This is a genomic window from Microcystis sp. MC19, from assembly GCF_003019735.1.
In the GTDB taxonomy this organism is placed as follows: Bacteria; Cyanobacteriota; Cyanobacteriia; order Cyanobacteriales; family Microcystaceae; genus Microcystis.
Map to the genome: position 1 here is coordinate 1,812,713 of NZ_CP020664.1, position 24,915 is coordinate 1,837,627.

The 24,915-nt window shown below is 43.1% G+C and carries 26 protein-coding genes, 1 tRNA gene and 3 pseudogenes; 13 read left to right on the forward strand and 17 right to left on the reverse strand.

Going from position 1 to position 24,915, the window contains the following annotated elements; all coding sequences use genetic code 11:
- Positions 1-4: 4 nt before the first annotated feature.
- Positions 5-1,741 (reverse strand): IS1634 family transposase, encoded by a 1,737-nt coding sequence (locus B5D77_RS09235; RefSeq protein WP_106908712.1) that lies wholly within the window; start codon positions 1,739-1,741, stop codon positions 5-7.
- Between the two features lie 182 nt (positions 1,742-1,923).
- On the opposite strand from B5D77_RS09235, the gene B5D77_RS09240 reads away from it, so the two are divergent.
- Positions 1,924-2,127: a hypothetical protein gene (locus B5D77_RS09240; RefSeq protein ID WP_106908713.1), complete on the forward strand. Its 204-nt coding sequence runs from the start codon at positions 1,924-1,926 to the stop codon at positions 2,125-2,127.
- Between the two features lie 151 nt (positions 2,128-2,278).
- On the opposite strand, the gene B5D77_RS09245 is transcribed toward B5D77_RS09240, so the two are convergent.
- A complete protein-coding gene (locus B5D77_RS09245; protein WP_002762603.1) occupies positions 2,279-2,476 on the reverse strand; it encodes a hypothetical protein in 198 nt (65 codons plus the stop codon).
- Positions 2,477-3,044: 568 nt separating this feature from the next.
- Here B5D77_RS09245 and B5D77_RS09250 point away from each other — a divergent pair.
- Positions 3,045-3,251 carry a hypothetical protein gene (locus B5D77_RS09250; RefSeq protein ID WP_002762605.1) on the forward strand — a complete coding sequence of 69 codons (207 nt, stop codon included), beginning with the start codon at positions 3,045-3,047 and terminating at the stop codon, positions 3,249-3,251.
- A 2-nt stretch (positions 3,252-3,253) separates the two neighbouring features.
- Positions 3,254-3,775, forward strand: a complete 522-nt coding sequence (locus B5D77_RS09255) for a hypothetical protein (protein ID WP_106908714.1) — start codon at positions 3,254-3,256, stop codon at positions 3,773-3,775.
- A gap of 138 nt (positions 3,776-3,913) precedes the next feature.
- Here B5D77_RS09255 and B5D77_RS09260 read toward each other — a convergent pair whose 3' ends face one another.
- From B5D77_RS09260 to rlmN, 7 genes are all read right to left on the reverse strand, one after another.
- On the reverse strand, positions 3,914-5,785 hold the full coding sequence (locus tag B5D77_RS09260; protein WP_106908715.1) for a GTPase family protein: 1,872 nt from the start codon (positions 5,783-5,785) through the stop codon (positions 3,914-3,916).
- A 45-nt stretch (positions 5,786-5,830) separates the two neighbouring features.
- Positions 5,831-6,010 (reverse strand): hypothetical protein, encoded by a 180-nt coding sequence (locus B5D77_RS28040; protein ID WP_008202793.1) that lies wholly within the window; start codon positions 6,008-6,010, stop codon positions 5,831-5,833.
- The gene (locus tag B5D77_RS09270; RefSeq protein ID WP_106908716.1) at positions 5,997-6,872 is read right to left on the reverse strand and encodes a 3'(2'),5'-bisphosphate nucleotidase CysQ; all 876 of its coding nucleotides are present in this window, start codon (positions 6,870-6,872) and stop codon (positions 5,997-5,999) included. Before B5D77_RS09270 ends, B5D77_RS28040 begins: the two co-directional genes overlap by 14 nt.
- A 92-nt stretch (positions 6,873-6,964) precedes the next feature.
- Positions 6,965-7,807 (reverse strand): ChaN family lipoprotein, encoded by an 843-nt coding sequence (locus B5D77_RS09275; protein ID WP_106908717.1) that lies wholly within the window; start codon positions 7,805-7,807, stop codon positions 6,965-6,967.
- Positions 7,808-7,905: 98 nt separating this feature from the next.
- Positions 7,906-9,105 (reverse strand): ferredoxin--NADP reductase, encoded by a 1,200-nt coding sequence (petH, locus tag B5D77_RS09280; protein WP_008202728.1) that lies wholly within the window; start codon positions 9,103-9,105, stop codon positions 7,906-7,908.
- 287 nt (positions 9,106-9,392) lie between these two features.
- On the reverse strand, positions 9,393-9,617 hold the full coding sequence (locus B5D77_RS09285) for a phycobilisome linker polypeptide (protein WP_002795571.1): 225 nt from the start codon (positions 9,615-9,617) through the stop codon (positions 9,393-9,395).
- 88 nt (positions 9,618-9,705) lie between these two features.
- Complete coding sequence (gene rlmN / locus B5D77_RS09290) at positions 9,706-10,719, reverse strand: 23S rRNA (adenine(2503)-C(2))-methyltransferase RlmN (protein ID WP_008202724.1); 1,014 nt, start codon at positions 10,717-10,719, stop codon at positions 9,706-9,708.
- Between the two features lie 343 nt (positions 10,720-11,062).
- Here rlmN and rimK point away from each other — a divergent pair, with 343 nt between their 5' ends.
- A complete protein-coding gene (gene rimK / locus B5D77_RS09295) occupies positions 11,063-11,968 on the forward strand; it encodes a 30S ribosomal protein S6--L-glutamate ligase (RefSeq protein WP_008202721.1) in 906 nt (301 codons plus the stop codon).
- A gap of 220 nt (positions 11,969-12,188) precedes the next feature.
- On the opposite strand, the gene B5D77_RS09305 is transcribed toward rimK, so the two are convergent.
- On the reverse strand, positions 12,189-13,244 hold the full coding sequence (locus B5D77_RS09305) for an ABC transporter ATP-binding protein (RefSeq protein WP_106908719.1): 1,056 nt from the start codon (positions 13,242-13,244) through the stop codon (positions 12,189-12,191).
- Between the two features lie 123 nt (positions 13,245-13,367).
- On the opposite strand from B5D77_RS09305, the gene B5D77_RS09310 reads away from it, so the two are divergent.
- Entirely contained in the window at positions 13,368-14,048 is a 681-nt protein-coding gene (locus tag B5D77_RS09310; RefSeq protein ID WP_106908720.1) for a hypothetical protein, read from the forward strand.
- 54 nt (positions 14,049-14,102) lie between these two features.
- Positions 14,103-14,184: transfer RNA gene (locus B5D77_RS09315), tRNA-Leu, on the forward strand.
- Positions 14,185-14,300: 116 nt separating this feature from the next.
- Here B5D77_RS09315 and B5D77_RS09320 read toward each other — a convergent pair.
- The 3 genes and pseudogenes from B5D77_RS09320 to B5D77_RS26580 all read right to left on the reverse strand — a co-directional run.
- A pseudogene (locus B5D77_RS09320) lies at positions 14,301-14,633 on the reverse strand (DUF4351 domain-containing protein); the annotation flags it as partial.
- Positions 14,623-15,516, reverse strand: a complete 894-nt coding sequence (locus B5D77_RS09325) for an Rpn family recombination-promoting nuclease/putative transposase (protein ID WP_106909983.1) — start codon at positions 15,514-15,516, stop codon at positions 14,623-14,625. The pseudogene B5D77_RS09320 and the gene B5D77_RS09325, both read right to left, overlap by 11 nt.
- A gap of 393 nt (positions 15,517-15,909) precedes the next feature.
- On the reverse strand, positions 15,910-16,866 hold the full coding sequence (locus tag B5D77_RS26580) for an IS110 family transposase (RefSeq protein ID WP_193565363.1): 957 nt from the start codon (positions 16,864-16,866) through the stop codon (positions 15,910-15,912).
- A 480-nt stretch (positions 16,867-17,346) separates the two neighbouring features.
- On the opposite strand from B5D77_RS26580, the gene B5D77_RS09330 reads away from it, so the two are divergent.
- From B5D77_RS09330 to B5D77_RS25820, 3 genes and pseudogenes are all read left to right on the forward strand, one after another.
- The gene (locus B5D77_RS09330; protein WP_106908721.1) at positions 17,347-17,661 is read left to right on the forward strand and encodes a hypothetical protein; all 315 of its coding nucleotides are present in this window, start codon (positions 17,347-17,349) and stop codon (positions 17,659-17,661) included.
- Positions 17,658-17,999: a DUF6516 family protein gene (locus B5D77_RS09335; RefSeq protein ID WP_106908722.1), complete on the forward strand. Its 342-nt coding sequence runs from the start codon at positions 17,658-17,660 to the stop codon at positions 17,997-17,999. Before B5D77_RS09330 ends, B5D77_RS09335 begins: the two co-directional genes overlap by 4 nt.
- A 310-nt stretch (positions 18,000-18,309) precedes the next feature.
- Positions 18,310-18,399, forward strand: a pseudogene (locus B5D77_RS25820) (Uma2 family endonuclease); the annotation flags it as partial.
- A 156-nt stretch (positions 18,400-18,555) separates the two neighbouring features.
- Here the strand turns inward: B5D77_RS25820 and B5D77_RS09340 are convergent.
- The 3 genes from B5D77_RS09340 to B5D77_RS09350 form a co-directional block, all read right to left on the reverse strand.
- A complete protein-coding gene (locus B5D77_RS09340; protein WP_008195985.1) occupies positions 18,556-18,897 on the reverse strand; it encodes a DUF565 domain-containing protein in 342 nt (113 codons plus the stop codon).
- Between the two features lie 2 nt (positions 18,898-18,899).
- A complete protein-coding gene (locus tag B5D77_RS09345; protein WP_008195984.1) occupies positions 18,900-19,511 on the reverse strand; it encodes a DUF3611 family protein in 612 nt (203 codons plus the stop codon).
- 250 nt (positions 19,512-19,761) lie between these two features.
- The gene (locus B5D77_RS09350; protein WP_008195982.1) at positions 19,762-20,451 is read right to left on the reverse strand and encodes a J domain-containing protein; all 690 of its coding nucleotides are present in this window, start codon (positions 20,449-20,451) and stop codon (positions 19,762-19,764) included.
- A 406-nt stretch (positions 20,452-20,857) separates the two neighbouring features.
- Between B5D77_RS09350 and B5D77_RS09360 the strand changes: the two are divergent.
- Positions 20,858-21,298: pseudogene (locus B5D77_RS09360) on the forward strand (IS701 family transposase); the annotation flags it as partial.
- A gap of 161 nt (positions 21,299-21,459) precedes the next feature.
- On the opposite strand, the gene B5D77_RS09365 reads toward B5D77_RS09360, so the two are convergent.
- Positions 21,460-22,008, reverse strand: a complete 549-nt coding sequence (locus B5D77_RS09365) for an RDD family protein (RefSeq protein ID WP_008202692.1) — start codon at positions 22,006-22,008, stop codon at positions 21,460-21,462.
- A 610-nt stretch (positions 22,009-22,618) separates the two neighbouring features.
- Between B5D77_RS09365 and B5D77_RS09370 the strand changes: the two genes are divergently transcribed.
- The 3 genes from B5D77_RS09370 to B5D77_RS27150 all read left to right on the forward strand — a co-directional run bounded on the left by B5D77_RS09370 (position 22,619) and on the right by B5D77_RS27150 (position 24,554).
- Complete coding sequence (locus tag B5D77_RS09370; RefSeq protein ID WP_106908724.1) at positions 22,619-22,978, forward strand: DUF6464 family protein; 360 nt, start codon at positions 22,619-22,621, stop codon at positions 22,976-22,978.
- 66 nt (positions 22,979-23,044) lie between these two features.
- Complete coding sequence (bioF, locus tag B5D77_RS09375; RefSeq protein WP_008202688.1) at positions 23,045-24,202, forward strand: 8-amino-7-oxononanoate synthase; 1,158 nt, start codon at positions 23,045-23,047, stop codon at positions 24,200-24,202.
- Positions 24,203-24,371: 169 nt separating this feature from the next.
- Entirely contained in the window at positions 24,372-24,554 is a 183-nt protein-coding gene (locus tag B5D77_RS27150; protein WP_039900118.1) for a MerR family DNA-binding transcriptional regulator, read from the forward strand.
- Positions 24,555-24,915 lie beyond the last annotated feature (361 nt).

The window sequence follows — 24,915 nt, forward strand, 5'->3', positions numbered from 1 at the left end:
CCCGTTACTGGGTACAAATCAGGGAAACTCCCAATAAATCTAACGCTTTTTGTTGCAGTTGGGTCGGTCGAGTTATCTTAGAAAAACGATAACTTCCCTCTCTAATCGTACATTCCACTGTATTCAAGCAAATTGTCCCCAGGTCTTCCAACAAAGTCCGAAAACTATGCACAGGAAAGTTCTCTTGATTCCGTTTTTTTCTCTCTTTAGACTGAGCGGATTCACTCCGATTGGCTTTAATCACATTCAGAGAACCATCATCAATTTCTTCATCCTCAAATAATAAAGGAGCCAAGCACTGTTTTAAATGCCATTCCACATAATAAGCCAACATACATAAAAAGATATGAGCTTTGACTCTATCACCCTTATAATGATAGATAGGACGTACCTTTAAATCAATTGACTTATAACAGCGAAATGCCTCCTCCACTTGAGATAAACTTTTATAAGCTTTAACCGTCGTCGCTGCATCCATCAAGGTTGACTCCAGAGAAGTTCTTAACACATACACACCATCCAAGGCCGTTTCTTGAGCGATTAATTCCCGCTTACGCTGATAAGAAAAGCCTTCTTCTGTTATCTCTAGGTTATAGTATTTATTGACCTTAAACTGATTAAGAATCTTGCCCACTCTCAAAGCTATCTTATCTTGGCCCTTTAAAGCTCTTTTCTCCCTTTGAGTCGCCTGAACAATCAAATCTAGTTCCTTCTCTACCGCTTCTAATAATGCCTCTCTTTGTAGTTGATTTTTCTGGGCGATTAAGGGATTCCGACAAGCAATTAATCTTTCTTCGGGATAATCTTCACTCTCAAATTCCACCAAGTTTACCTGATCAAATAATCCTAATTGAATCACTTCCACCTCAGCCAGTTTCCGAATTTGAGGCTTAGTTAAACCAGTAATATAGTCTAATCCTTCTATCGGTTTTACTAATTCCTTGATTTTCGAGTTAGTTAAAATTCCTCTATCACTTACCCAGACCACATTCTCAATCCCCCAACCCTTTCTGACTTTCTCAATTTGTCCGCTTAAAGTAGCACCATCTGAAGTGTTTCCTTCAAATACTTCTACCGCTATCGGACAACCCTTAGCTGAACAGAGCAAACCAAACACTATCTGAGTTTTCCCCTTCTTTTTATCTCGATTATACCCATATTTTCCCAGTTCACAACCATTTCCTTCTAGGTAGGTAGAAGTGACATCATACAAGACTAATGTTCCTGATTCTAAGTGTTTAATTGCTAGGTGCTTCTCAATTTTCTCTTGTTTTTCTAATAACCAATCTAAGGCGTTATATAATTCGTCTTCATCGCCTTTCTCTAAGTCTAACAATTGTCCTAAACTCTGACTACAAGTCTCACTATTAAACCCTCTCGCTGTGGCTAGTTTCGATTTAGGATTGATGATTCTTGCCACAATCATCGCCACCACTAAGTTTCTGATTCGTGAGGATTTTTCACTGATTATTTTATCTAAACCCAATTTTTTAATCGTCTCTAAAATAGCCATTACATGACCAGGAGGAAGACTTCTAATCACTTCAAAATGATTGGGAATGCCTTCATTCATGGACAGTGTTGCTCCTTTAAGAGCCAGTTTCAGATTTTCGATAATATCATCGGGTAATTTTGAGAGATTGGCAAGGGTTCTTTTTTTGACTTGATCTCCTTCTCGGTAGGATTCTCGAAGAAGAACAGCGGGGGGAGAATTACGGTTAGGAACTTTTTCTATATACATGGCTATCATTTTAGCAAATGGAGAGAATTCTTGTCCATTAAGAAATGTTACAAATTACATGGGTACATTAAGAAAAGTTAAGGGGGTGCATCCATTGATGGATAAGGGTTTTCGGCTATTATAGTATATATGTATGGGGGAAGTTCAGGTATATCACTGTAGTTCTGCACTGGCCACAGCATCTGGAAATACCAGCTTTAGGAAGGATAAATATAACAAATAATCCCCCAGATATTAATAATTTAACCGATTGGGAGCGAGTTAAATCGATGAGCGATGCAGAAATCGAGGCTAATGCTTTGTCAGATCCCGATGCGCTCCCTTTTGATGATGATTGGGAAAATGCGGCGATTATTCCTGCTTACAATAAATTAACATCTCAATAATTGCTAAAACTGATAATTGTCTCAGGGTTACTTGTTATGAAAGTTTAATAGACTGTTGATCAAGAAAATAGTGATAAAATTTTTTGTTAGCTCAAAACAATAAGCAGGGAATCATTTGATAGTAATCATTCTACATTACCCTCAAATCGAATTACTTAATATTAATTATTTGAACCATATTTTCAAGTCTATGTATATAGGCCTGATGATATCTCCATGCTTCTAAAATACTTTGTAATAATTCATCTTTTGAAAAACAACCAGAATCAGCTACATCTTCAATTTGTCTGATTAGATCATCTTCTAACTCCAATTCTAGCATACTCACTTGTTTTGTTGTGTCTGCCATACTTTTATCTATCTAAAAGTTGATGGAACTATCATACCATAGGAACTCAGCACTGTGGTATCTATTAAACCCCACAATATACCCATTGCTAGGTCTTGCATATATGTATATATAATACCACCTACTAAATACCCTATTATACCCCCTGTTGTACCTAATCATGAATAAAACCTAAGATTATTTTAGTTAAAATTTGCGAAAAATAGCCTTTTAATAGCAAATAAGTCGATAAGTCGATGGTATTTGACCTATTGCATCCATTAAGTACCATCAGGACTCGTTTATGTTGATTTGACATATCTGGTGCGATTGCTTGACATATCTGGTGTAATTGCTTGACATATCTGGTGTAATTAGGGTAAGATCAGGTACTGTACTTAGGATGCTAGGTTTCTAAAGGCAGACTATTATGAACATCTATAAGAAAGGACGATGACAACCCTTAAATCAGACTGTAGGGTCAATTCATGAATTGACCCTACTATAGCCCTCAATGGTAAAAATGGCTCTTCTCGACCTTACAGATAACACCATCGATACAATCCATTCACTGAATTAACAAAAAAAAATGGCCACCAGACAATTTCGAGTAAATCTTAGTCAAAAGGACTCTGAATATCTTAAAGAAATAGCTAAAGAGCTAGACTTAACAGAGTCTGAAGTCATTCGTAAAGGATTAAAACTCATGGCTTTATATGCTAAAACTGAGACGGAGGAAGATACTCAATTAATACTGCAAAAAGGTAATGAACAGAGACCACTACTAATTGTTTAGTTATGACCAGTGATTCAAAAAATGAGACAGAGGAAGTTAACAACCCAAAAGATCCCAGCGCTTCTTTGGTTCTTCCAACTGAAAGGAACTCTGTGCGTCATAATCTAAAGAAGAATCCGGAGCCTTATCATTTAGACAATGAAGTATCTGAATTTGGTAAACCAGCTACAGCTATATCACCCTCAGACCAAAGACATAATTTTAATACTAAAGTAGCTGGTTCCTTAGCAACGTGGCTTTGGATTGGATTGTTATTCACTGCTTTTTCACAAATTGTTTCTATTTTTTTCATTTCTTTTGCTTCTCTTGGAATTTTTAATTTAAATATAAATTTGAAAGCTATCGAAGAACAAGAAGTACAAAGTAGAGTGGATAAAGCGGCAACCCTAATTAATGATTCTTCTAAGACAATTTATACTTTTTTAGGGCCAATAGCTACAGCAGTCACCGCCTTTTATTTTAGTGGTTTGGGTAGTTCGTCGAAAACTAACGATGAAAACTCTGAAAATGAAAGAAATGAATAGAACTTTTAAAAAAACACGAAAAAATCTCTCCCATTGGTAATTTTAGTACAAAGGCTAGAAATCTCAACCCCAGAAACCTCTCCTCCCCACTCTCCTATACTTTTAGATTGGAAGAAAGTTTTAGCTTAATTAATCTGGCTACAGGCCTGTTTTTGTCGTTTCTAAATACCCCTGATAACTTGACCGGAACTGTTCGATCGATAAGTCCTTTGTCCAATATTCTACCAGAGCATGACCCCAGGCCCAAGCTTCCCTGTCGGCAGTGCTAGAATTTTCTAATAGTATTGGCCAAAGTGCCAATAAATCAAAACTTTTATTCTCTGGATTCAAGAGAGAAGAAAGCTCGTAGGCCATCTGTAATTTACCGATCGCTACTGGTAATTGTTCCACAGGAATTTGTTCAGCTAAAAGATAGGCTAAAGTCGGTCTTCCCGTGGCTAAAGTGGAGATAAAACCTAGAATAGGACTTTTTAATAGGGCCGTTAAACCTTGCCCCGTGGCCATCTGTAAAGTATAGCGATCAATTATTTTCGCCGCTGCCAGGGTTCGAGTTTCCAAATCCGCTAAAAAACGGGCTAAACGCAACTGTTTTGCGGGTGAAATTGCCCCCAGTAAAGCGATTGATAACTCCTCATCCCCCCAAGCTTCTCTATCTGGCTGTTGACTGACCATCGGCAAAATGCGATCGCAGAGATCCTCGAATAATTCCGCCCGATACTGCAAGCATTCGCGGATATTGACTTCTTTGGGACTTTCTCCCGTCAGCCAATTATAGGGAGGTTGCCACTCTCGCAGCGGACGCAGGCGATCGACTTGAGAAACACAGACTATAACTGGTAAATTGTCAATAGTTTGTTGCAAATCTTTAAGAAAAGCCTCATCCATGGCCAGGGCGGGATCGAGGGCGGGGGTGACAAGAATTAATAAATCGGCGTTTTTGGCATAATTAAGAACCTTTTGCCGATCATCAGCCCGATTTGCCTGTTCGTAGCCCGGGGTATCCCAGAGGATTAACTCGTCCCCTTCTGGGGTTTGCCAATGGTAGGATTGGATCGCGTCGGTACTGGGCAAGAGATCCACTTGGGCTAAATCGGCCCGAAAGAGAGTATTAATTAAACTGCTTTTGCCGGCCCCGGTGCGTCCAACCAGCAGAATGTTAACCGGTTGGCGATCGATTTCCGTGATCGGTTCCGCTTGGGCGAGAATTTCCTTGAGAGTAGTGGTGGCGATTTTCGTCTTGGTGGGGAGAGTTGGGGCGAGATTGCCGCCACTGTAGAGTAACACCGCTTGGCGAGAGAGGTTTCTTAGGGCATTTTCCCGCAAAACTTGCCCTAAATTGACTAATAATTGCTGATCCGCTCGATCGCTGTACTTTTGACTGGCAACTTTAGCCACAGCCGCAGCGGGATTGATCACCCATTGCGCCCAATTCCAGACCTGCCAAAGTTTCTGGGCCGAGGGTTGCAATTTTTGATAAACTTCGTAGGCCTGATAGGCTTGGCCGATGGTGATTTGATTCAGGGCCGGAGAAAGATTCTGCATCCAGCGATCGCTATCATCCACAGTTCCCCGAATTAAACCGTAGGCCTGGGGAATGTAAATATTTAATAAGGGGTACTTGACATCGGGGTAATATATATGGGCGATGGCACTGACCAAATCCTGACAGCGTTGCCAAAAAGTCGCCCAATCTTCCCAAACCGGGCGATCATTGCGGGCCTCGACGATAATCCTCTCGATAATTTCCTCGACATTGCCCCCGGAATCACCGCCAGGAGGGGTTAATTCTGCCTTAATTTCCCCAATGGTGGCCTCAATTTCCCTGACCACTGGGCGCGTCCATTTGACCAACAGGAAGCGCCAAGCCACAAAAATCAGGGTAAAAACTGCCCAAATCCAATTTAAACCCCATTGATTGATCTGGACACTGGCGGCCACGATCAGAAAAATCACCACGGCGGCGATCGGAACTGCTAAAATCAACCCTTGCCAAGTTTTTAACCGTAACATTGCTCGATCTGGTTTTTTTCCATTCTACCGATCTCTGATTCTCGGTTAGAGGGCAGAAATTAAGCTCTCTTGGGTTTGGTGGGTAAAATGTATTCTAAGATACAGTACCGCCGGCGAAGGACTAGAACAAACCACAAAGACACAAAGGACACAAAGATTGATCGCTCCTATATAAGTTAAACCGATCACACAAAGAATAAGAGAGCAGAAATTAGACAGTGGCATCAATTTGGGCGAGGATTGCTGTGGACAACTGACAAAGTTGTTGATGACAAGGACCATTACTGGCCATGATCCCCCCCCATTGCCGCACATCGCCGCGATTATAGCGCACGGGTTGACCGTCAAAATAGGAGAATTTGCCGCCTGCTTCCGTTAAAATCAACTCTGGAGCGGCAAAATCCCAGTCTTTAGCCGCCGATTTTCCCGATAGGGAGATATAAACATCGGATTTTTGTTCGAGGATCGTGGCTATTTTACAGCCCACACTGCCCACATAATTTTTACCGAAGAAGGGTATTTGACTTAATAAATTATCAAAACGTTGGTCGCGATGGGTACGACTAACCACCAGATAGAGGTCGGTAATTTTATCTTTATTGGCAACTTTTACCTGTGTAATAATTCCGTCGCTAGTTTCTAGAAAAGTACCTTTTCCTTTTTGGGCAAAATAGAGTTTTCCTTGATCCGGCAGGGCAACCACGGCGATGATCGGTCTTCCTTGATAACATAAGGCGATATGTAGGGCATATTCTCCCGTTTTGTCGATAAAATCGCGGGTTCCGTCTAAAGGATCGATAATCCATACCCAATCTTTCGGGATAGCTTCATTACCCTGGTGGGTTTCCTCGCTTAGATAACCAAAGTCGATATCAGAAAAATTGGCTTGTAATTCCCCTAAAATATAATGATTTGCCGCTAAATCCGCCGCCGTCACCGGTCCGCCTTTTTTTTCCTCGTTGACGGCTAAATCCTGTTCACCCCGGTGGTAGGATTGGAGGATTTTAGCACCACCCCAACCCACGGCACGAGTCACAGCTAAAATGCGATCGAGTGTTTCGGTATCTTGACAGGTTAAATTAATCATAAAATAGCCTCAGTTTTTCAGACTTATTATCCACTAAATTGAAAGACTGGCTTCTTAGCTTATCATCCCTTGCTTCCTAACCTCCGACTGGCTTAATTTTGCTCTTGCCAAAAATAATCGGCGGGTTTTTTGGTTTCTGCTGGTGATGATTGGGGAGCGTCTCCCAAGAAAACCGAACGCTGGATGACGCGATCGCCTAATCTTCTTTGGACTCGACTGGGAATGCCGTAACCGTAGGCAATATGACCTTTTCCTGCTAGGACGATGATCTGATATTCGGGATGAGCTTGCCAGAATTTAGCGATCGCATCGGCCATAGTTTCATCCCAGAGAACCTGTGCCAGAAAAAAGCGATCGAATCCCTGACTTTTGCCCCCCGTGTGTTGCTGATAAACGGCTAGGATCTGTTGACGGTACTCCTCGTTATCCTGGTTTATTTCGCTTTTAGGGGGGATGTAGGTCATTTCTGAGGTGGAGAGGCTTTCTAAGCCCTCCTGTGCCACTTTTCTAGTGATTTCCGTGGGTGTATTTAGGGCGATCGCTGGTAGTTTTTTCGCCTTGGCCAAGCGCAGGATCGGGGCGTAAAATTCCCAATCAAATCCCCAACGTTGGTCGTATTCACTTTTTTCTCTTAACTGATTTTCGCTAATTTTGCCGGCTAAATACTGATCCAAATAGATTTGGTAAGGACGTTGAAACATCTCGAAAGCGATCGCTATTTGGGGATTATTAGCCTGTAAATACTTGATAATAGCTAATTGGGCCTGATGATCGGCTTGACTATCGTGTCTTTCTCCCAGATAAATAATCTCGGCTGTTTTTAAATCTGCCAGAATTTGTTTTTGGCTATTAGTAAAACTCCAGGCCCGGGGCAGCAAAATAAACAGTAAGCAGAGGGCAAGGAAAACGGGAAAAAAGCGTCGAGAGAATTTCATCTTTTTAAAGGCCTTTTAAAAAACTGATCTTAACCGAAGCCAAGAAAAAAAGGGTGGACAATGCCCACCCCCAAAAATTTTCAGAGAACCTTTCTGGTTTAGTAGGTTTCTACGTGCCAGCGATGTTCTTTTTTCAGTTGTTTCTGATAGACAGACCAATCAGCGCCATTTTTAGCGGCAGCACCACTGATAGCATCGTCGATACCATCTTCCATCCCTTTCAGTCCGCACATATAAGCGTGGGTTTTGGGACTTTGGAGTAGATTCCAGATTTCGTCAGCGTGTTCGGCTACCCGGTGTTGAATATACATTCTGCCGCCCTGGGGATTTTGCTGTTCCCGGCTGATGGCATAGGTGAGACGGAAGTTATCGGGGAATTCCGCCGCGATTTGCTCTAATTCTTCTTGGTAGAGAATATTGGCCGTTTTGGGAACTCCGAAAATCAACCAAGCTAGACCTTTGAATTTATAATCTTCGTGTTGTTCCTTGAACATCCGCCAGAGGAAAGCCCGGAAGGGAGCGATTCCCGTCCCGGTGGCCATCATAATGATGGTGGCATCTTCATCACTGGGTAGCAGCATTTCTTTACCCACCGGACCAGTAATAGCCACATCGTCCCCCACCCCTATATTACAGAGATGGGTGGAACAAACCCCATAAACGGTTTCCTTGGTTTCTGGGTGTTGGTATTCCAATTGACGCACGCAGAGGGATACGGTTTTATCGTCTAATTTATCACCATGACGGGTGGAGGCGATCGAATAGAGTCTCAATTTATGAGGTTTGCCATTAGCATCGGTACCCGGGGGGATAATACCGATACTTTGCCCTTCTAAATAGCGTAAATCGCTCCCAGAAAGGTCAAAGGTGACGTGTTGTACGATGCCGATACCTCCCTCATCAACGAGAGCATAATTCTCGATACATTTGCCGATAAAGGGTTGATTCGGACGGTAGATGTTGACGGGGATATCTGTTTTTTCTTTCGCTTGGGTCATGGCCTTTTTCTTGGTCTGTTCGGTGACGGGCGATGATTGAGCGATTGGCTGTGGTGTGGAGGCACTAGAAACAGTTGCTACGGGGGCAATCCCATTTAAGGGTTTGATGCTGACGATACGACCACCTAAACGGGTAATCCGACGCATTTCTTGATTCATGCGACTGTAGGGAACCGTGAAAAACACGCTTCCACTCTGACGGATTGAATAATCCAAGCTGTCAGTATTGTCGTTTTGATTGAGACCCACCACTTCGTAAACAAAGAAACGGTTTCCCGCTAGTGTACTCGGACTGTACATTAAATATAACTCCCAACTCAAGTCACGATAATCGTTCCATAGTTTAGCCTACCATCGGTACACTACACCTAGGCCTAATTGAGAGTTATCTTAAAAAAACCACAGACATCGCTTTTATCCTTTTGGATAGGATAGGTTAAGTCTCTGGTTAAAATCTGTTACATTTGCAGCATTTTACTTTTTATTAAGATTTCTGCTACTTTTCCCTATTTATGCTACAAATCCCCCTAGTTTACCTGATCAGGACAAAAGCGGGGGACAGATATTACCGATAATTATTTTTTCAACTACTGGGCCGCAGCTGCGTTTAAGGGTTTAATGCTGACGATGCGAGCGCCTAAACGGGTAATCCGACGCATTTCTTGATTCATGCGGCTATAGGGAACAGTTAAAAAGACACTGCCACTCTTACGGATAGAATAATCTAGGTTATCAGTATTGTCATTTTGACTCAAACCGACGACTTCATAGACAAAAAGGCGATTTTCTTTGGCACTAGAGAGACTTTGCATCGAAATGGCTCCTACATTGATGTTATAGTTCTCTAGTTTAGCCTAGCGGGGAGACTAGCAATCTAGTTAATTGCTGATTTACGGCCGTTCATTGTACCATGACGCTCGATCGCAATTGTCCACAGGCCGCATCGGTCGCTAAACCTCTCGAATAACGGACAGTAACGGCGACTTTTTCCTGTTCTAAAATAGTTTTAAAAGCCTTAATTCTCTTTTCATCAGGCCGTTGATAATCCACCTCTTGAATGGGATTATAGGGGATTAAATTGACGTGAGACTGAAACCCTTTCACCAGTTTGACTAATTCCCTTGCGTGTTCCGGTAAATCATTCACTCCCGCTAAAAGAATGTATTCAAATGTCACCCTTCGTCCCGTGATTTGAACGTATTCCTGACAGTCTTGGATCAGATTACTTAGGGGATAATGGTCGGCACTGGGGATTAATTTAGCTCGAACTTGTTGATTAGAAGCATGGAGACTAACAGCAAAAGTTACTTGTAAATTATGTTCCGCTAGTTGCTTGATTTTATTGGGTAATCCCACGGTAGAAATCGTTAAACAACGCTGACCGATACCCACATCTTGATTAAGGGAATGAATCGCTGTCACCACTTCGGGGATATTTAATAAAGGTTCCCCCATCCCCATAAACACCACATGACTAACTCGCTGCTGAAAATCCTCCTGTACTGTTAACACTTGGTCAACTATTTCATAAGCTTTTAAATTACGAGTAAAACCCCCTTTTCCCGTGGCACAAAAATCACAGGCCATCGGGCAACCCACTTGGGAAGAAACACAGACTGTTAATCTTTTTTCGCTGGGAATTCCCACCGCTTCGATAATTAAACCATCCGCCAGTTTTAGCAGATATTTACGAGTGCGATCGGGTGCTACACTGCGATAATGTATCAGGGAACGACCGATAGGATAATCCGCCAGCTTGCTGCGCCATTCTTGGGGGAATACGGAAATATCCGCCAAAGAATGCGCTCCTTTTTCGTATAGCCATTGGTGTAATTGTTTCCCCCGATAAGCAGGTTGTCCCTGGTCTTTTACCCAGTCGGTCAGTTCCTCTAAAGATTTCGCTAGTAAAGTCATAAGTAGGTAGGCGTTAAAAATTATCAGACACCCCCGTTATCAAGGGTAGGGTTGATTCATGAATCAACCCTACCTTATTAAGGGGGGATTAAAGGCAAAATCCATTTTTAATTTAATTATAACCAGCTACTTAAACTTAGCCTGACGACAAAAACAAATCTAGTCTTAAGCTTGATCTTTTTTACTTTTCACCTAACCTAACTGTTCAAGGGGAACTGTCAGTGCCATAATAATCGATGGACTTCGATCGAGAGCAGAAATTTTATGAGTTGCCGGCCAAAAAAGCCAATATGGGGGAATAGAGAGCTATTCAGTTGTAAAATCAATATTTAAGCGAAAATTTATGAAAATCGCTATTTTATCCCAAGATGCTTCTCTTTATTCCACCAAGCGACTGAAAGAGGCGGGAGAAGGCCAAGGCCATGAGGTACGAGTGATCAATTATTTGCGCTGTTACATGAACATCACCTCCCATAAACCCACGGTTGTCTATAACGGTCAACCCTTGGAGAGTTTCGACGCAATTATTCCCCGCATTGGTGCCTCAAAAACCTTCTATGGAACCGCAGTCGTCCGGCAATTCGAGGTGATGAATGTTTTTACTGCCAACGACTCGCAAGCAATTTCCCGGTCGCGGGATAAATTGCGTTGTCTGCAAATCCTCGCTAGGGAAGGGATAGGTTTACCGGTGACGGGAATTGCTCACGCAATTGAAGATATCGATGGTTTAATCGAAACCGTCGGCGGCACCCCTCTCGTGATTAAATTATTAGAAGGAACCCAAGGTATTGGGGTAGTCTTAGCGGAAACAGACCAAGCAGCCAAGTCAGTTATTGAAGCTTTTCGGCAATTAGAGGCTAATATTCTAGTACAAGAGTATATTAAAGAGGCCAGTGGGGCAGATCTGCGCTGTTTTGTCATCGATGGAAAAGTGGTAGCCTCGATGAAACGACAGGGGGCCGAGGGGGATTTTCGTTCTAATCTTCACCGCGGTGGCAAAGCAGAAAAGATAAAATTAACCCCGGAGGAACGCAGTACGGCCATACGGGCCACTAAAGCCATGGGTTTACGGGTTGCTGGTGTGGACTTATTACGGTCTAATCACGGGCCTGTGGTTATCGAGGTCAATTCCTCTCCCGGTTTAGAAGGAATAGAAGCGGCCACCGGTGTGGATGTGGCCAAAAAAATTATCGATTTTGTCGCTAAAAATGCCACCCTAGTCCTAAATCGCGATCGATATCAATATTAGCCGTCAGCCTTGCATCAGTTATCAGTTATCAGTTATCAGTGGGTAAGTTATCAGTCAATAGTATTAAGCGATAAGCTCGGAGCTGCCTTTTTACTGAAAAAGCTCCCCACACCCCACACCCCACTTCCCCACTTCCCCACTTCCCCACTTCCCCACACCCCACACCCTACACCCCACACCCTACACCCCACACCCCTTAAACAGAATTTAGTATCAGTTATCAGTCGGCAAATACACGGACGCTATCGGGAATAATCGATAGTTTTACCTTTGTACCGATTTCTAATTGGGTGTTAATCGTTGTTCTAGCGTGGATTTGGCTGCCGGTGGCCGTTAGCAGACAGTAACGGTACTCCCGCCCCAAAAATTGGCGATCGCAAATAACCAGATCTCCCGTCTCATCCGGTTTAATTTTGACATCTTCCTCTCTCAGCATCAATTCCCCTTTGTCCAAATCTTGACCATCGGGAATTTCCCAGAGTCCTATCTCGGTTTGCCATTGTTCCCCCTTCCGTCTAGCGGGGAGAAAGTTAGCTTGGGTGACAAACTCGGCCACGAATCGCGAGGCCGGATGACTATAAATTTCTTCGGGATTGTTAATTTGTTCTAATTTTCCTTGACAAATGACCGCAATTGTGTCACTGATCACCATTGCTTCCTCCCGGTCGTGGGTGACAAAAATGGCTGAGATACCAGTCGCTTTCAGGATATGACGGATCTCGTGCCGTAAGCGTTGCCGGACCTGCACATCGAGATTACTTAAAGGTTCATCTAAGAGGATTAAAGAGGGTTTTGGGGCTAAAGCGCGGGCGAGGGCGACTCTTTGCTGTTGTCCTCCCGATAGCTGATGGGGATAACGTTTTTCTAGTCCTTGCAGTCCGACTAAATCCAAAGTTTCCGCCACCCTAGCGTTAATAGCTTTGCTCGATAATTTCTCCCCAGAATTTTTTAACCCAAAGGCGATATTGTCAGCGATGGTTAAATGGGGAAAAAGAGCGTAATCCTGAAAAACCATGCCCGTATTGCGTTTTTCTGGGGGAATAAAGGTTTTTTCGTCGGCAACTATTCGCCCTCCCAATTCAATCACTCCTTGAGATGGTTTTTCAAATCCCGCAATCATCCGCAGTAGAGTGGTTTTCCCGCAGCCCGACGGGCCCAATAATCCGAGAATTTCGCCCTCTGTTAAACTAAAACTGATATTATCGACAGCTAGAGTAGGAGAAGCGGGAAAACGCTTGTTAACCTCGGATAAACGCAGAATTACAGACTTTTTCATGGTGGGAAAGACAATCGCCCAGTCAGTGGCAGGGCCATTTACTTAAGAATTATTCCTAATTAGTTCACTATTATTGTTTATAACATCTCAATGGACTAATTAGGAAACTTTCTCAAAAATTTCATGCTCACACCTGAAGATATTATTCTCGTTCCCCGGGGGGCCGAGCATAGCTCAATCCGTCGAGGATTAAGGAAAATCGGCGATTTAGCCCCGCAAATTATCCCGATTAACCTTGGCGGTCCAGAATTCCTCGACAGTTCCCCAGTCTCTAGGCAATCTCTAGAATTTCTTAATAAGTTTACAGGAAAAATTGTGCTGATGGGATTAGCGGGCAGTCTCAGCGATCGCTATCGGGTCGGAGATGGGGTAATCTATCAAGGTTGTGGCGCAGAAAAGGGGAGTTATTGGCAGTGCGAACCAGAAATAACCGCAGAAATCGCCCAATTAACCGGATATAGTCTCGTTAAAGGTTTAACAAGTGATCGCCTGATTAGCCAGTCCGAGGAAAAACGACGTTTAGGACAGGGTGGCTATGAAGTGGTAGATATGGAAGGAGCAAGGATTTTAGCGGCTTTACGCGGGCAAAAAGTGGCAATTGTGCGCGTGATTAGCGACGAGGTGACACAGGACTTACCCGATTTAGCCCCGGCAATTGATAATCAAGGTCAGCTGCGACCATTGCCCCTAGCTCGACAAATGTTAATCCGTCCTCTCCCGGCCTTCCATTTGATTCAAGGTTCCCTAAAGGGTTTATCCGTACTAACTCAGGTGGCGCGAAGGTTGTGCGGCAGTAATTTTTAAAATTTGCTTGCAGATTATTTTTTTTCTGTGCTATAGTGGTTAAGCTAAAATCAAGCGGATGTGGTGGAACTGGTAGACACGCACGTTTGAGGGGCGTGTGGCTTACGCCTTGCGAGTTCGAGTCTCGCCATCCGCATAAACTTTTATCTGCCCTCTGACAAGAATTGCCCTTGTCACCTATCGTCAGGGATGGATATTTGGCCATCAAAATTTCCCAACTCATCCTTTCAGGTGGCTTAGGTTTGACTAAGTTTAGTTAAGCGGTTGCGAGGGGCTATTTAGCCAAAGCACTAGGTCGTTTAAGGTTGTAAAATCCAACAAGGCCTCAGCTAAGGACTCTAATTGCTCGATTTCTAAAGCCTGAATTCGGGCAGCCAACACCTCATCCACTGCACCAAAGCGACGTTGCAACAGACGCAAAATCAGGGCAGATTCTCCTTCCAGTCGTCCTTCCAGTCGTCCTTCCAGTTGTCCTTCCAGTCGTCCTTCCTCCTTGGCTTCACGATATACCCTTGTATCTGCCAATTGTAGTCCTAGCATTGCTTCCACCTCCTGCCGACTCAAGTTAGTAAATTTATAGACCATAGCGATTTAGCCAAAGCACTAGGTCGTTTAAGGTTGTAAAATCCAACAAAGCCTCAGCTAAGGACTCTAATTGCTCGATTTCTAGAGCCTGAATCCGGGCAGCCAACACCTCATCCACTGCACCAAAGCGACGTTGCAACAGACGCAAAATCAGGGCAGATTCTCCTTCCAGTCGTCCTTCCAGTCGTCCTTCCAGTTGTCCTTCCAGTCGTCCTTCCAGTCGTCCTTCTTCCTTGGCTTCACGATATACCCTTGTATCTGCCAATTGTAGTCCTAGCATCGCTTCCACCTCCTGCCGACTCAAGTTAGTAAATTTATAGACCATAATTGTGGCAATCATTTCCATTATGGCGCGACTGGCTTCTGTATCTGCAATTTGCTCTTGGGTTCGTGCCAGTAAATAGCGGGCTTTTTCTGGTGCTTGGGTTTCTTCCACAGTAGTGAGTACCATCAAGGCAACCCCTAGGGGTAACTGCTGAATTTCCCCTAATTCGTTCAGATAAATTCGATGCACTTGCTCACAATTGAGGAGCGCTCGGTAGGGATGGGTGTTACTTTGTTCTAGGCTGCGGGTGGGATAGATGACAACAATTTGCCAATCGGTAAATCGTTCTCGCTGGCGGTAGAAATATAAAAATGATTCACCAAAAACCCTTTCATAGAGTCGTTCGTCTTTTTGAAATTGCACTTCGCAAAAATAGATTACCCCGCTACTATCATTATCGGGTGGCAGGAATACGCCATCGATCTCAAATTTGGGTTCTTTGACGGCTACGGAGTCAAAGCGGTATTCGGTGGCATTATCTGGTGGGTTTTCCAGTAAATCGAAGAGAAGGGAGGGGGATTGTTGAAAAAGCCGGTAAAATATCGAGTCTCGTTTCATGATGATCGGGATTGCACCTAGCAAGCTTTCCCGATCTTCCCATAAAACCCCCCAAAAAAAGAGAGAGGAAACCCGCGTCTCCTCTCCTCTCCCTTGAGACATTATTTTCCAGCTTTGCGGACAGCACCCCTGATTTATTCTCCCCTTTGACTCTTGCATGAGTGCCTGAGTGCCTCTCCTAACCAAGATTTATTCTCCCCTTTGACTCTTGCATGAGTGCCTGAGAACGTAGCGACTGTCTTGATTGTCAAGGGGTAACTCAAAAAACAATCAAGGAGTTGCTGTCGAACCTAAAATCTCAAGCCAGAAAAAAAGCGCAGCAAAAACTAAGTCGCTCAGGTTAAACCAAAGCAAGCGCAACCCTTGATCAGAGATAACAAAAAGTGTGAATCTCTAGGAACAAGGTGGTAAATTGTCAGCAAGCTGCCAAGGCTGATTTTGGCGAACCATTGCATTAAGAATAACTAAGATTTTCCGCACACAAGCAGTCAGAGCCAGTTTTTTTGATTTACCTCGTCCGACTAGGCGTTCGTAAAAAGTTTTAATCACCGGATTATGACGCATAGCTACCACCGCTCCCATGTAAAGAGTCGCCCGAATCTGAGCGCGACCTCCCTGAATCATTCGCTTACCTTTATGTTGACCACTATCATGATTAATCGGTGCGACACCGACTAAGCGAGAGATTTGTTTGGCGGTTAATTGACCGAGTTCTGGTAAGTCGGAGACGAGAGTAGTAGAAATTACTTGACCAATCCCCGGCACGGTTTTGAGTAAATTGACTTTCTCGAGCCATTGTTGGTTAGCTTGGGTCAATTCCTCAATTTCTTGATTGAGTTTTTCGAGGCAGTTATCGAGATACTCAAGATGGGCTTCGATATCGACCAAAGCTTTACCGCGAGCGCGTTCCCGTCGGTTTTTTTCGGCAGTCCGCATCTCGACAAGTTGCCGGCGACGACTAATTAAGTCGCCCAATTGACGAGATTCTTCCGACTCAACCGCTAATATTTGCGGTTGCATTGCCTCGCCAAAATGAGCTAAAATTTGAGCGTCAATGGCATCGGTTTTGGCTAATTTACCAGTGGCTTTAGCAAAGTCTCTTCCTTGACGGGGATTGATTAAGGCGACGGGTAAATCCGCTTCTTGTAATTGAATCACCAGTTCAGTTTCTAAACCTCCTGTTGCTTCCAGAACGATGAGGTTGACAGTGTAGGATTTTAGGGTTTCGACCAGTTTAGATATGTCCTCCTTTGTGTTAGCAACTTTCATCGCTTTACCGAGGGGACGGAGGTAAACATCTAGGGTCGCTTTACTAATGTCAATGCCTACCCATTGAGAGATATTTTCCATGATTGAACCTAACTAAAGCAAGCAGAATTGATGGTTATTTTGGAGAGCATCCCCTTGATTTTACTCATCCTTGCCCGATACGGTCTCTTAGCTTAACAATTGATTGTTTTCGCCACGACCCCGGCGACTGTTCGAGTTTTGTCAGGGAGATTATGGTGGTGACCCTTGCTACGAAGCGGTCTTTTCCGACCAAGGTTGGGACGGTCTACCACCTCTCTCAATATACAAGGTTGGGTTGAAGCATGAAACCCAACGCCCGATTATGTTACGCTACCGCTAACCCATCCTACAAATAATTGTGCCTACGGGAGCATCTCACTTACGCGATAAGTAATTATACTTAGCCTAAAAGCCACTCTTAATCGTGTCTTGGAACGAAATAGAGGCTTTTAAAGACTGCGTACATGGAGAATTAAAACAAGAATTACCCTCGAAAAGCCTATTTTTCCACTAAGTATTTATGCTCATTGCAAAGGTGAGATGCTCCCTGTGCCTACCTACTTATCTGTTCAGCCTGAAACAGAAAAACGCCTTAAAAAGATTTTAAACTCTATCAAAGATCAAGAAAAATTTGCCCAAAGCATTATTGATTATCAGATTGCCGAATTACAAAAAAGCAATTTGAATCTAAAATTAGATTTAGCAGCTCTGGAAAAACAATATAAAATGACATCCCAAGAATTTTATCAGCAATTTTCTCAAGGTATTTTAGGAGATGAATCGGATTTTATAGTTTGGTCTGGACTATATGAAATCCTTCTTCAAAACGAGGCTAATCTCCAGGAATTAAAATGATTGAAGCCTATTTTTTGCAACTCGAACAAACCATTCGAGAATTTCCCAATGTGAGATATTTATCGCTGACCAAGAAAATTTATAACGCAAGTCAAGGTTATATTAATGGTTCAATTATTTTTGAGAATAATCATCGCTTAGACTTTGTTGAAGTAAAAAATACTGACACAAAACCAAAGATAAAATATCGCTATCATTACATGAACGAAGCTCAAGTTATGATCTTCCGTTATGATAATGCACCCCACCATGTTGAAATTGTTAGTTTTCCCCATCATAAACACGAGGTTGATGACATTAAAGAAAGCCTTGAGCCAACTCTTGAGCAAGTGCTTTGAGAAATCGCACAAAAACAGCGCAATGTAAAACCGTAATTTTCCGCTAGAATTAGCCTTAATTAGGACTTGCTGAATAATGGTAAAACCCTTTTAAAATAAGGTTTTTGACCTGTTAAAATCTGATGTTAGTGCAAGAAAATAGGATTGGGACATTCAAAAACCTTGCATTATTCTCCTCATAGTACATAAACTGGTACAAAAAAAAGAGGGCAACAAAGCCTGAAACGACCGGCTACTGACTCCTGACTCCTAACCCCACCAACAAACTTTTTGCCGCAAACCCTAATTAAACACCACGCTTGTCGGAGCTATGGTTAACCTTACCGATAATAAAAATCGCCCTCTTCCCAGCGCCGAAGAATTACCATCTTCCGATGAAACTCCAGTGGACAATCAGTTAGGGTTTGCTGAATATCAGTGTAAGCCTTGCTAGAAAAGGGCAAAAAAGTGCAAGAAACAAAGGTTGAGAAAACGATCCGAGGGACTCAAAAACCTTGCACTTTTGCTCAGTGAGGGATGTCATTCTGTTATTCTGACTCCTTGGAGCAAACCCTATTTAAGAGCCAATTTTAAAGGCTTCTAGAAATAAACTATAGGTGATACCAATTTTGAGTAAATTGAAAGATTCTCGCAGAATCGGTGCTGGTTTAGCCTGAGCACTTTTTCGGTAAACAATCCGGCTAATCGCCTCCGTAAACAGCAGCAATAAACCGGCAGCGGTGACATCCCATTGAGCAGTTTGGCCTGCAGTGGTGACGATTGCTTGACCAGAAAAAACTCCAAATAAAACACAAATTATCTGTAGGGAAATCCGCCGCCAAGGATTACCAAAAAAGCTATTAAATCGACTGCTGGTGACATTAGCCAGCGTACTTAAACGGGTGCGTTGCATAGCCATATTTATTTAGAAGTAATACGATTAAGAAGCCACAAAGAAGTAACGATACCGGTAAAGTGCGCGAGAATTGTATTAGTATTGGCCTGCACAATTAACAGGTCAACGGAATTAACAAATTGACTGGGGTTAGAGGCAACATTAAAAGTACCTTGGGGAACATTGAGGGATTTAATTAAGACGATTCCCGCTAACGCTTGCGCTCCCAAAATCGTTAAAAACATCCCGATAATATTAGCGATTAAACCCTGACGGATTAACTGAATAGTATCGGATTTTTTTGGGCGACTATCTTGATCACCCCTCAACATTTGACGGGCAATTTTCATATAACGAGAGGAAAAGAAAATGGCGACTACCAAGAAACCAGCCCCACCAATGGCACATAAAACACCGATTTCAATACCAGAAGTGCGTTGTCTCGTCCCTAATAAACTAGCGGTAGCAATGAGTAATAAAACTCCTGAAATTACGCCCAGGACAATCTGCGTCCAAAAACCGACTCTTCCCTGACGTAAAAGGATATTAGCAGCCCGTTGGACGGCGGGGGGCAAGGAATAAAGATCAGAATCTCTCGGGGTGGATATATTGGTAATTTCTGATTGTTTGTCTCTCATCGGGGTTAAGCTAGGGATTGGGTAAATCTGGTCCTGATCTATTTTCGTCTTTTTTTTTGCCCATGGCTAGAGATTTAATCAAGCTCTGGCATAATTAATTTTTCATGGTTCAAAAAAGGCAAAAATAATGATTAAATTGCCTAAAATCTGTAAATAGACCATTTAATTGATTATTATTCATTCTTAATTCTCCTGACTACTGACTACTGGCTCCTAACCCTAACAACAATTTTTGATTTTTACCAGAGGTCTAATTTTGGCACTGACTGGCTATCTGTTTAGCTTCTATCTGTAAACGCTGGGCCATGCGAAACATTTCTTGACCGGTGTGGAGAGAGCGATCATCGTAGTTAAGGGTAAAGGTTTCTAATTCTTCTAGTCCATCAGTGAGATGATTGAGACAGTAGTAAAGAGAAGCGGCCACTTTGGCCATTTTGGCAGGGTTAGGCCGTTGGCAAAAGAGGGTTTTGGCTCGATCGAGATTTTGGCGACAGGTTTCTAGATAGTCTTGAAAAACAGCCATTAACTGATCATCGAAGGGATCGGCGGATAGATGATCGATCTGACCTTTGAGAGGCCGGATAATTTGACCGATCAGGCGATTAATCGGACTATAGGTCTGGTTATACCACTGTTTAACCAGGGCTTCGTCTTCCTGGACTGCTTCTTTGTAACGATGGTAATTTGCTTGGGCGCTGGCAGTGCGTTGGGCGCGTTTTTCGGGAGAATTGGCGATTAGTTGGTTATCGTAGTCCTTTCTTAGTCTCGGATCGCTTAAAATCTCGTAGGCGGCGTTAATAGCGACGATTTTATCGTGACTGGCACTATCGTTTTGACTATCGGGATGGAATTGTCTGGCTAAACGCCGATAGGCCCGTTTAATCTCCTCAGGGGTCGATTTATGGCTGATTTCTAAGGTTTGGTAGTGGTTGCCGGTCATGAGCGCAAGCGATCGATCTGTCTTTTATTATTATCGACTATGGTTAACGCAGCGGAGAAGGAGAATTGTCGAGAGTGGCAAGTTTTTTCAGTGAACAGTAATCAGTCATCAGTGGTACTAAATCTGGTTATTAAAAACTGATTATTTATTCTCCGTTTTGCATGATTGCCTCTGGCATGAGTGCCTGTCCTGATATGTAGCCTATACTCAACGGATTTATAGCGGTTTTCCCATGAATGAGGTAAGTAATGGTGACTGGGAAGTGTCAACAAAAGGGGAAGTACAATAGCAACCACGTGTGAACCAGCCATGAATATCTTTAAGGGTAATTGCGCTTAAAGCACCACAAACTGCTTGCCTGAGTTCTGAATAGTTGCGAGGTTCCAATAGACCTCTTGCATAAATCAGAGCGAAAATATCTCAACTAGAAGGAGAAAGGAACTTGGCTATCGTCATGAATGCAAGTTCAATTGAAAAAGCAACAGAGGTGGACTATTTCATCACCAATGTAGTCGAGGCAGATACAGTAACAGCGTCGTGGATAGTCAAGACTTACACCGAAAGAAATTGGTTGGAAGTATTCTACAGAGAAGCCAAAGGATGGTTAGGGTTAAGGGAATACCAAGTCAGGGATAAACGAAGCTTACTTCGTCATTTTATCTTGGTGTTTTGTGCCTATACATTTATCCTGTGGCATCAGTTAACTGGGGGATTGCAAAGGCGGTGGGCGAATCGACCTTTAAACACTTTTGTGGAAGCCTTGGCAGCTTTTCGGACAGCGATGTCTTTCCGTTTCTTTGAGTGGCTGACCGAGAATCGGGATGTGTTTGCCGCTTACAAAGCCTAAACTGGCTTTGTTTGGGCTTGAAATTTGTTTAAGTCCCATTAAGTCCCAATAGGGATTTAGTCGATTCATGCTACCCGATCGAACCATACCGGGTAACGAAGAACCTTTGATACTGCTCACTTAAAACTTAAATCTGATCACTGATAACTGATCACTGTTATTTATCTTCTGATTCTGCCCTTAACTTGATACCAAAGCCTTCTTAAACGTAGATCGAGAGAAAAACCCCGACGGGTGGGAATAACAATCGTGCCACCGATGCGATCGTGGAAAGCTTGGTTAAATTGCTCATCACCGATCGCCATACCACAATCGGCGAAAAGGGGCGAAGATAATAAAATCAAACTTAAAGGATTGCCGAAAAAAGTATTTAACCCTACCATCATTAAAGCTGCCCCGCCACCAGCGATCGCTTCTCGTTTGCTTAACTCCAAAATTCCGGGTAAACGCTGAAGTCGTAGATCGATGATCTTCATATCCAAGGCCCAACGTCCTAAACTCTGACCCTGATTCTGCGCCACCAATAACACCCGCAAACACCACCAAATCAGGAGAAAAAGCAAGAATTGCAGTACAGGCGCACTATTGGCAAAGGAGCTTAAAAACCAAATCGAGGCAAAGTCGATCAGGAAAGCATAGGCCCGACGATCTAAGGGAATTTTCGGAAATTTTTGCGGTAGATTATCTTCAGGCGGGATGGGGTAAACCATAAAAGACCTCTTGTAAAAATCAAAAATTGTTGTTAGGGTTAGGGGTCAGTAGCCAGTAGTCAGTAGTCAGGAGAATTAAGAATGAATAATAATTAGTTAAATGGTCTATTTACACACTTTATGCGATTTAATCCTTATTTTTGCCGTTTTTGAACCATCAAAAATTAATTATGCAAGGGAGTTAAAGTCAATTCTCGGAAAAATCCTGCTGTTTATCTTCTACTTTAATCGGGAAATTGGCAATTCTAGGATAAGTACCTAAGCAAAATTAATTACACATCCAAACCGTCAGCAGTTACTCCGTCAGACTTCGGCGTGAGCTTTTGTCGAACGCTTTTTGCTGTGATCAGTAAACAGTGAACTAAAAACTCAAATCTGATCCCGTCTCGGAGTCTCCTGTCTCGGAGTCTCCTGTCTCCACTGGGAAATTAATTTTGCACGACTACTTAGTTGTCTCTTGTATTTTTTCTCCTCCTGTCTGGGAGTCTTCTGTCTGGGAGTCTGCTCACCTAACTGAAGATTTTTGATTTTTGCAGCAGATATAATTATTAATCGACTCGGAGATCTAAGCTACCATTGAGCAAAGGTAGCCCAGAATACAGGGATAATCATGGAGCAAGATTCATTACTAACGGAGGTTATTCTGACCCATCCGCGGCAAAGTTTGGGGGAGATCCAATTGGATTGGATGCCACAACCGGGGAATTATTTGGCCTTAAAAGGACAAACCTATGCGGTTTTGGAACGTCACCACCAGTATCAATACAAGATTGGTGGCTATTGTTTACGCAAAATATCCCTTTATGTACAAACTGCTCCCACTCCTAACGAAAAAAGTTTGATTGAAGGACGTTGGGTGATTGGGGATGCTAGTTGTCGTTTTAACGCCAGATCCGAACTGTTACGCTGTGCGATTAACCCCTCCGGTCCCTGTCAAGATTGTCGTTTTTACGAAACTATTAACCCTTAAAAGAGCCTTTTTCGGCAAGAATCTGACTATTTTTCCCTAGCTAACCGCTATATTGATCAATCGCCTATGAATCATCCTTACTCTTGGATCGAGGATAGCTTAAAAACCCTCCATCGGGCCAATTGGTATCGAAGGGTTAAAACCATTCAAGGCCGGGGCGGAGCCGTTATAGAATTAGAGGGTCGATCGCTGATTAATTTTGCCAGTAATGATTATCTGGGATTAGCAGCCGATGAAAGAACGATCGCGGCAGCCATAGCAGCCACACAACGCTATGGAACCGGAAGCACCGGTTCGCGTCTATTAAGTGGACACCGAGATCTTCATCGAGACTTAGAATTAGCGATCGCATCTTTTAAAAATAGCGAAGACGCGATCGTTTTTAGTTCGGGATATTTAGCCAATTTGGGGACAATTACCTGTTTAGTGGGGCAGAAAGACCTAATTTTAGGCGATCAGTACAATCACTCTAGCCTCAAAAATGGAGCCAAGTTAAGCGGTGCCACGGTGAAAGAATACCGGCACAATAGTCTCGAAGATTTAGAAAATCAGTTATTAGCCCACCGTCATCACCATCGTCATTGTTTACTGCTCACCGATACAGTGTTTAGTATGGATGGGGATATCTGTCCCCTGGCGGGAATTCTCGCTCTAGCCGAGATTTATAATTGCATGGTTTTGGTGGATGAGGCCCACGCTACCGGGGTTATGGGGGAAAATGGCAGAGGTTGCGTGGAATATTGCGGTTGTCAGGGAAGGGAATTAATTCAGATGGGAACCCTGAGTAAAGCTTTGGGCAGTTTAGGGGGATATGTGACCGGAAACGCCAAAATTATCGATTTTATCCGCAATCGCGCCGCTACCTGGATTTATACTACCGGTTTATCCCCCGCCGACACCGCCGCCGCTAGAATGGCTTTAGAGATTATTCGTCTGGAACCAGAACGTCGCCAACGACTACACCAAAATATTAATTTTGTCAAGATTAACTTAAATAATTTTAATATATTGCCTTCGGAAGCGGCGATTTTATGTTTACCGGTGGCCAATCCAGGTCAAGCCCTAGAATTATCGCAAAAACTGCTAGAAAAAGGGATTTTTGCCCCCGCCATTCGTCCTCCTACCGTTCCCACCAGTCGTCTGCGATTTACTGCCATGGCCACCCATAGCCTCGCCCATCTAGAGGTTCTTGTCCAGTCTATTGGCGAATCTTTCCCCTCATAGGGAAAAAGTTTTTCGTGGGTTTTGGAAAGAGAACCAGCGCAACATCACCTCGACTAACCGTTGGCTTTGGCTGCATCATAGTTGTCATAAACACTCATTTCAGGGATAAAGACAGAAGCCAAAAACCTAACTAATACTATCCCAAATTACTCATGACTTAGGCTATACTATGAGTAAGTTGACCAGATCAGAAGCGGCTAAATTAAAAGGTGTAAGCGTATCGACATTAAGACGTTGGGAGTCTGAAGGTAAACTAATACCAGAAAGAACTGCTAACGGGCTGTTCCAATCGTCTGAAAAGGTAGCTAGACTTGCACGTAGAGTCTTAGCCTGCTCTCTATCAATTCCTTGAGATGCCAAGTTAATATCATTCGAGCTAACAAAGGTAAGAATTACACAAGCCCCTTGAGGTACGTTATTGGGACTTTCTGTGAGTTCTACACGACCATGGCGATAAACTCCTTCAACACTGACCAGTATATTTCCTCCTTAAGACTTAATCTTAACAAGATTATAACTTTTTGTGTGACAGCATCACAAGTTGCGGGAAACCCCATTTCAATATCAGCCAAGCAGGATAGAATTAGCAAGACAACAAATCGCTAAAAATGTTGAAATTATAGCATTAGTATAGCTTACTGTGGCGATCGCCCCTTCTCATCCCCAAAAAGCGAGATCGCCCCATTTAGGAAAATTTTGCTTTGATGGGCTTG

Coding starts and splice junctions, on each gene's coding strand:
- B5D77_RS09235 (WP_106908712.1), bottom strand. CDS start 1,741: ATGTATATAGAAAAAGTTCCTAACCGTAATTCTCCCCCCGCTGTTCTT.
- B5D77_RS09245 (WP_002762603.1), bottom strand. CDS start 2,476: ATGGCAGACACAACAAAACAAGTGAGTATGCTAGAATTGGAGTTAGAA.
- B5D77_RS09250 (WP_002762605.1), top strand. CDS start 3,045: ATGGCCACCAGACAATTTCGAGTAAATCTTAGTCAAAAGGACTCTGAA.
- B5D77_RS09255 (WP_106908714.1), top strand. CDS start 3,254: ATGACCAGTGATTCAAAAAATGAGACAGAGGAAGTTAACAACCCAAAA.
- B5D77_RS09260 (WP_106908715.1), bottom strand. CDS start 5,785: ATGTTACGGTTAAAAACTTGGCAAGGGTTGATTTTAGCAGTTCCGATC.
- B5D77_RS28040 (WP_008202793.1), bottom strand. CDS start 6,010: ATGCCACTGTCTAATTTCTGCTCTCTTATTCTTTGTGTGATCGGTTTA.
- B5D77_RS09270 (WP_106908716.1), bottom strand. CDS start 6,872: ATGATTAATTTAACCTGTCAAGATACCGAAACACTCGATCGCATTTTA.
- B5D77_RS09275 (WP_106908717.1), bottom strand. CDS start 7,807: ATGAAATTCTCTCGACGCTTTTTTCCCGTTTTCCTTGCCCTCTGCTTA.
- petH (WP_008202728.1), bottom strand. CDS start 9,105: ATGTACAGTCCGAGTACACTAGCGGGAAACCGTTTCTTTGTTTACGAA.
- B5D77_RS09285 (WP_002795571.1), bottom strand. CDS start 9,617: ATGCAAAGTCTCTCTAGTGCCAAAGAAAATCGCCTTTTTGTCTATGAA.
- rlmN (WP_008202724.1), bottom strand. CDS start 10,719: ATGACTTTACTAGCGAAATCTTTAGAGGAACTGACCGACTGGGTAAAA.
- rimK (WP_008202721.1), top strand. CDS start 11,063: ATGAAAATCGCTATTTTATCCCAAGATGCTTCTCTTTATTCCACCAAG.
- B5D77_RS09305 (WP_106908719.1), bottom strand. CDS start 13,244: ATGAAAAAGTCTGTAATTCTGCGTTTATCCGAGGTTAACAAGCGTTTT.
- B5D77_RS09310 (WP_106908720.1), top strand. CDS start 13,368: ATGCTCACACCTGAAGATATTATTCTCGTTCCCCGGGGGGCCGAGCAT.
- B5D77_RS09325 (WP_106909983.1), bottom strand. CDS start 15,516: ATGAAACGAGACTCGATATTTTACCGGCTTTTTCAACAATCCCCCTCC.
- B5D77_RS26580 (WP_193565363.1), bottom strand. CDS start 16,866: ATGGAAAATATCTCTCAATGGGTAGGCATTGACATTAGTAAAGCGACC.
- B5D77_RS09330 (WP_106908721.1), top strand. CDS start 17,347: ATGCTCCCTGTGCCTACCTACTTATCTGTTCAGCCTGAAACAGAAAAA.
- B5D77_RS09335 (WP_106908722.1), top strand. CDS start 17,658: ATGATTGAAGCCTATTTTTTGCAACTCGAACAAACCATTCGAGAATTT.
- B5D77_RS09340 (WP_008195985.1), bottom strand. CDS start 18,897: ATGGCTATGCAACGCACCCGTTTAAGTACGCTGGCTAATGTCACCAGC.
- B5D77_RS09345 (WP_008195984.1), bottom strand. CDS start 19,511: ATGAGAGACAAACAATCAGAAATTACCAATATATCCACCCCGAGAGAT.
- B5D77_RS09350 (WP_008195982.1), bottom strand. CDS start 20,451: ATGACCGGCAACCACTACCAAACCTTAGAAATCAGCCATAAATCGACC.
- B5D77_RS09365 (WP_008202692.1), bottom strand. CDS start 22,008: ATGGTTTACCCCATCCCGCCTGAAGATAATCTACCGCAAAAATTTCCG.
- B5D77_RS09370 (WP_106908724.1), top strand. CDS start 22,619: ATGGAGCAAGATTCATTACTAACGGAGGTTATTCTGACCCATCCGCGG.
- bioF (WP_008202688.1), top strand. CDS start 23,045: ATGAATCATCCTTACTCTTGGATCGAGGATAGCTTAAAAACCCTCCAT.
- B5D77_RS27150 (WP_039900118.1), top strand. CDS start 24,372: ATGAGTAAGTTGACCAGATCAGAAGCGGCTAAATTAAAAGGTGTAAGC.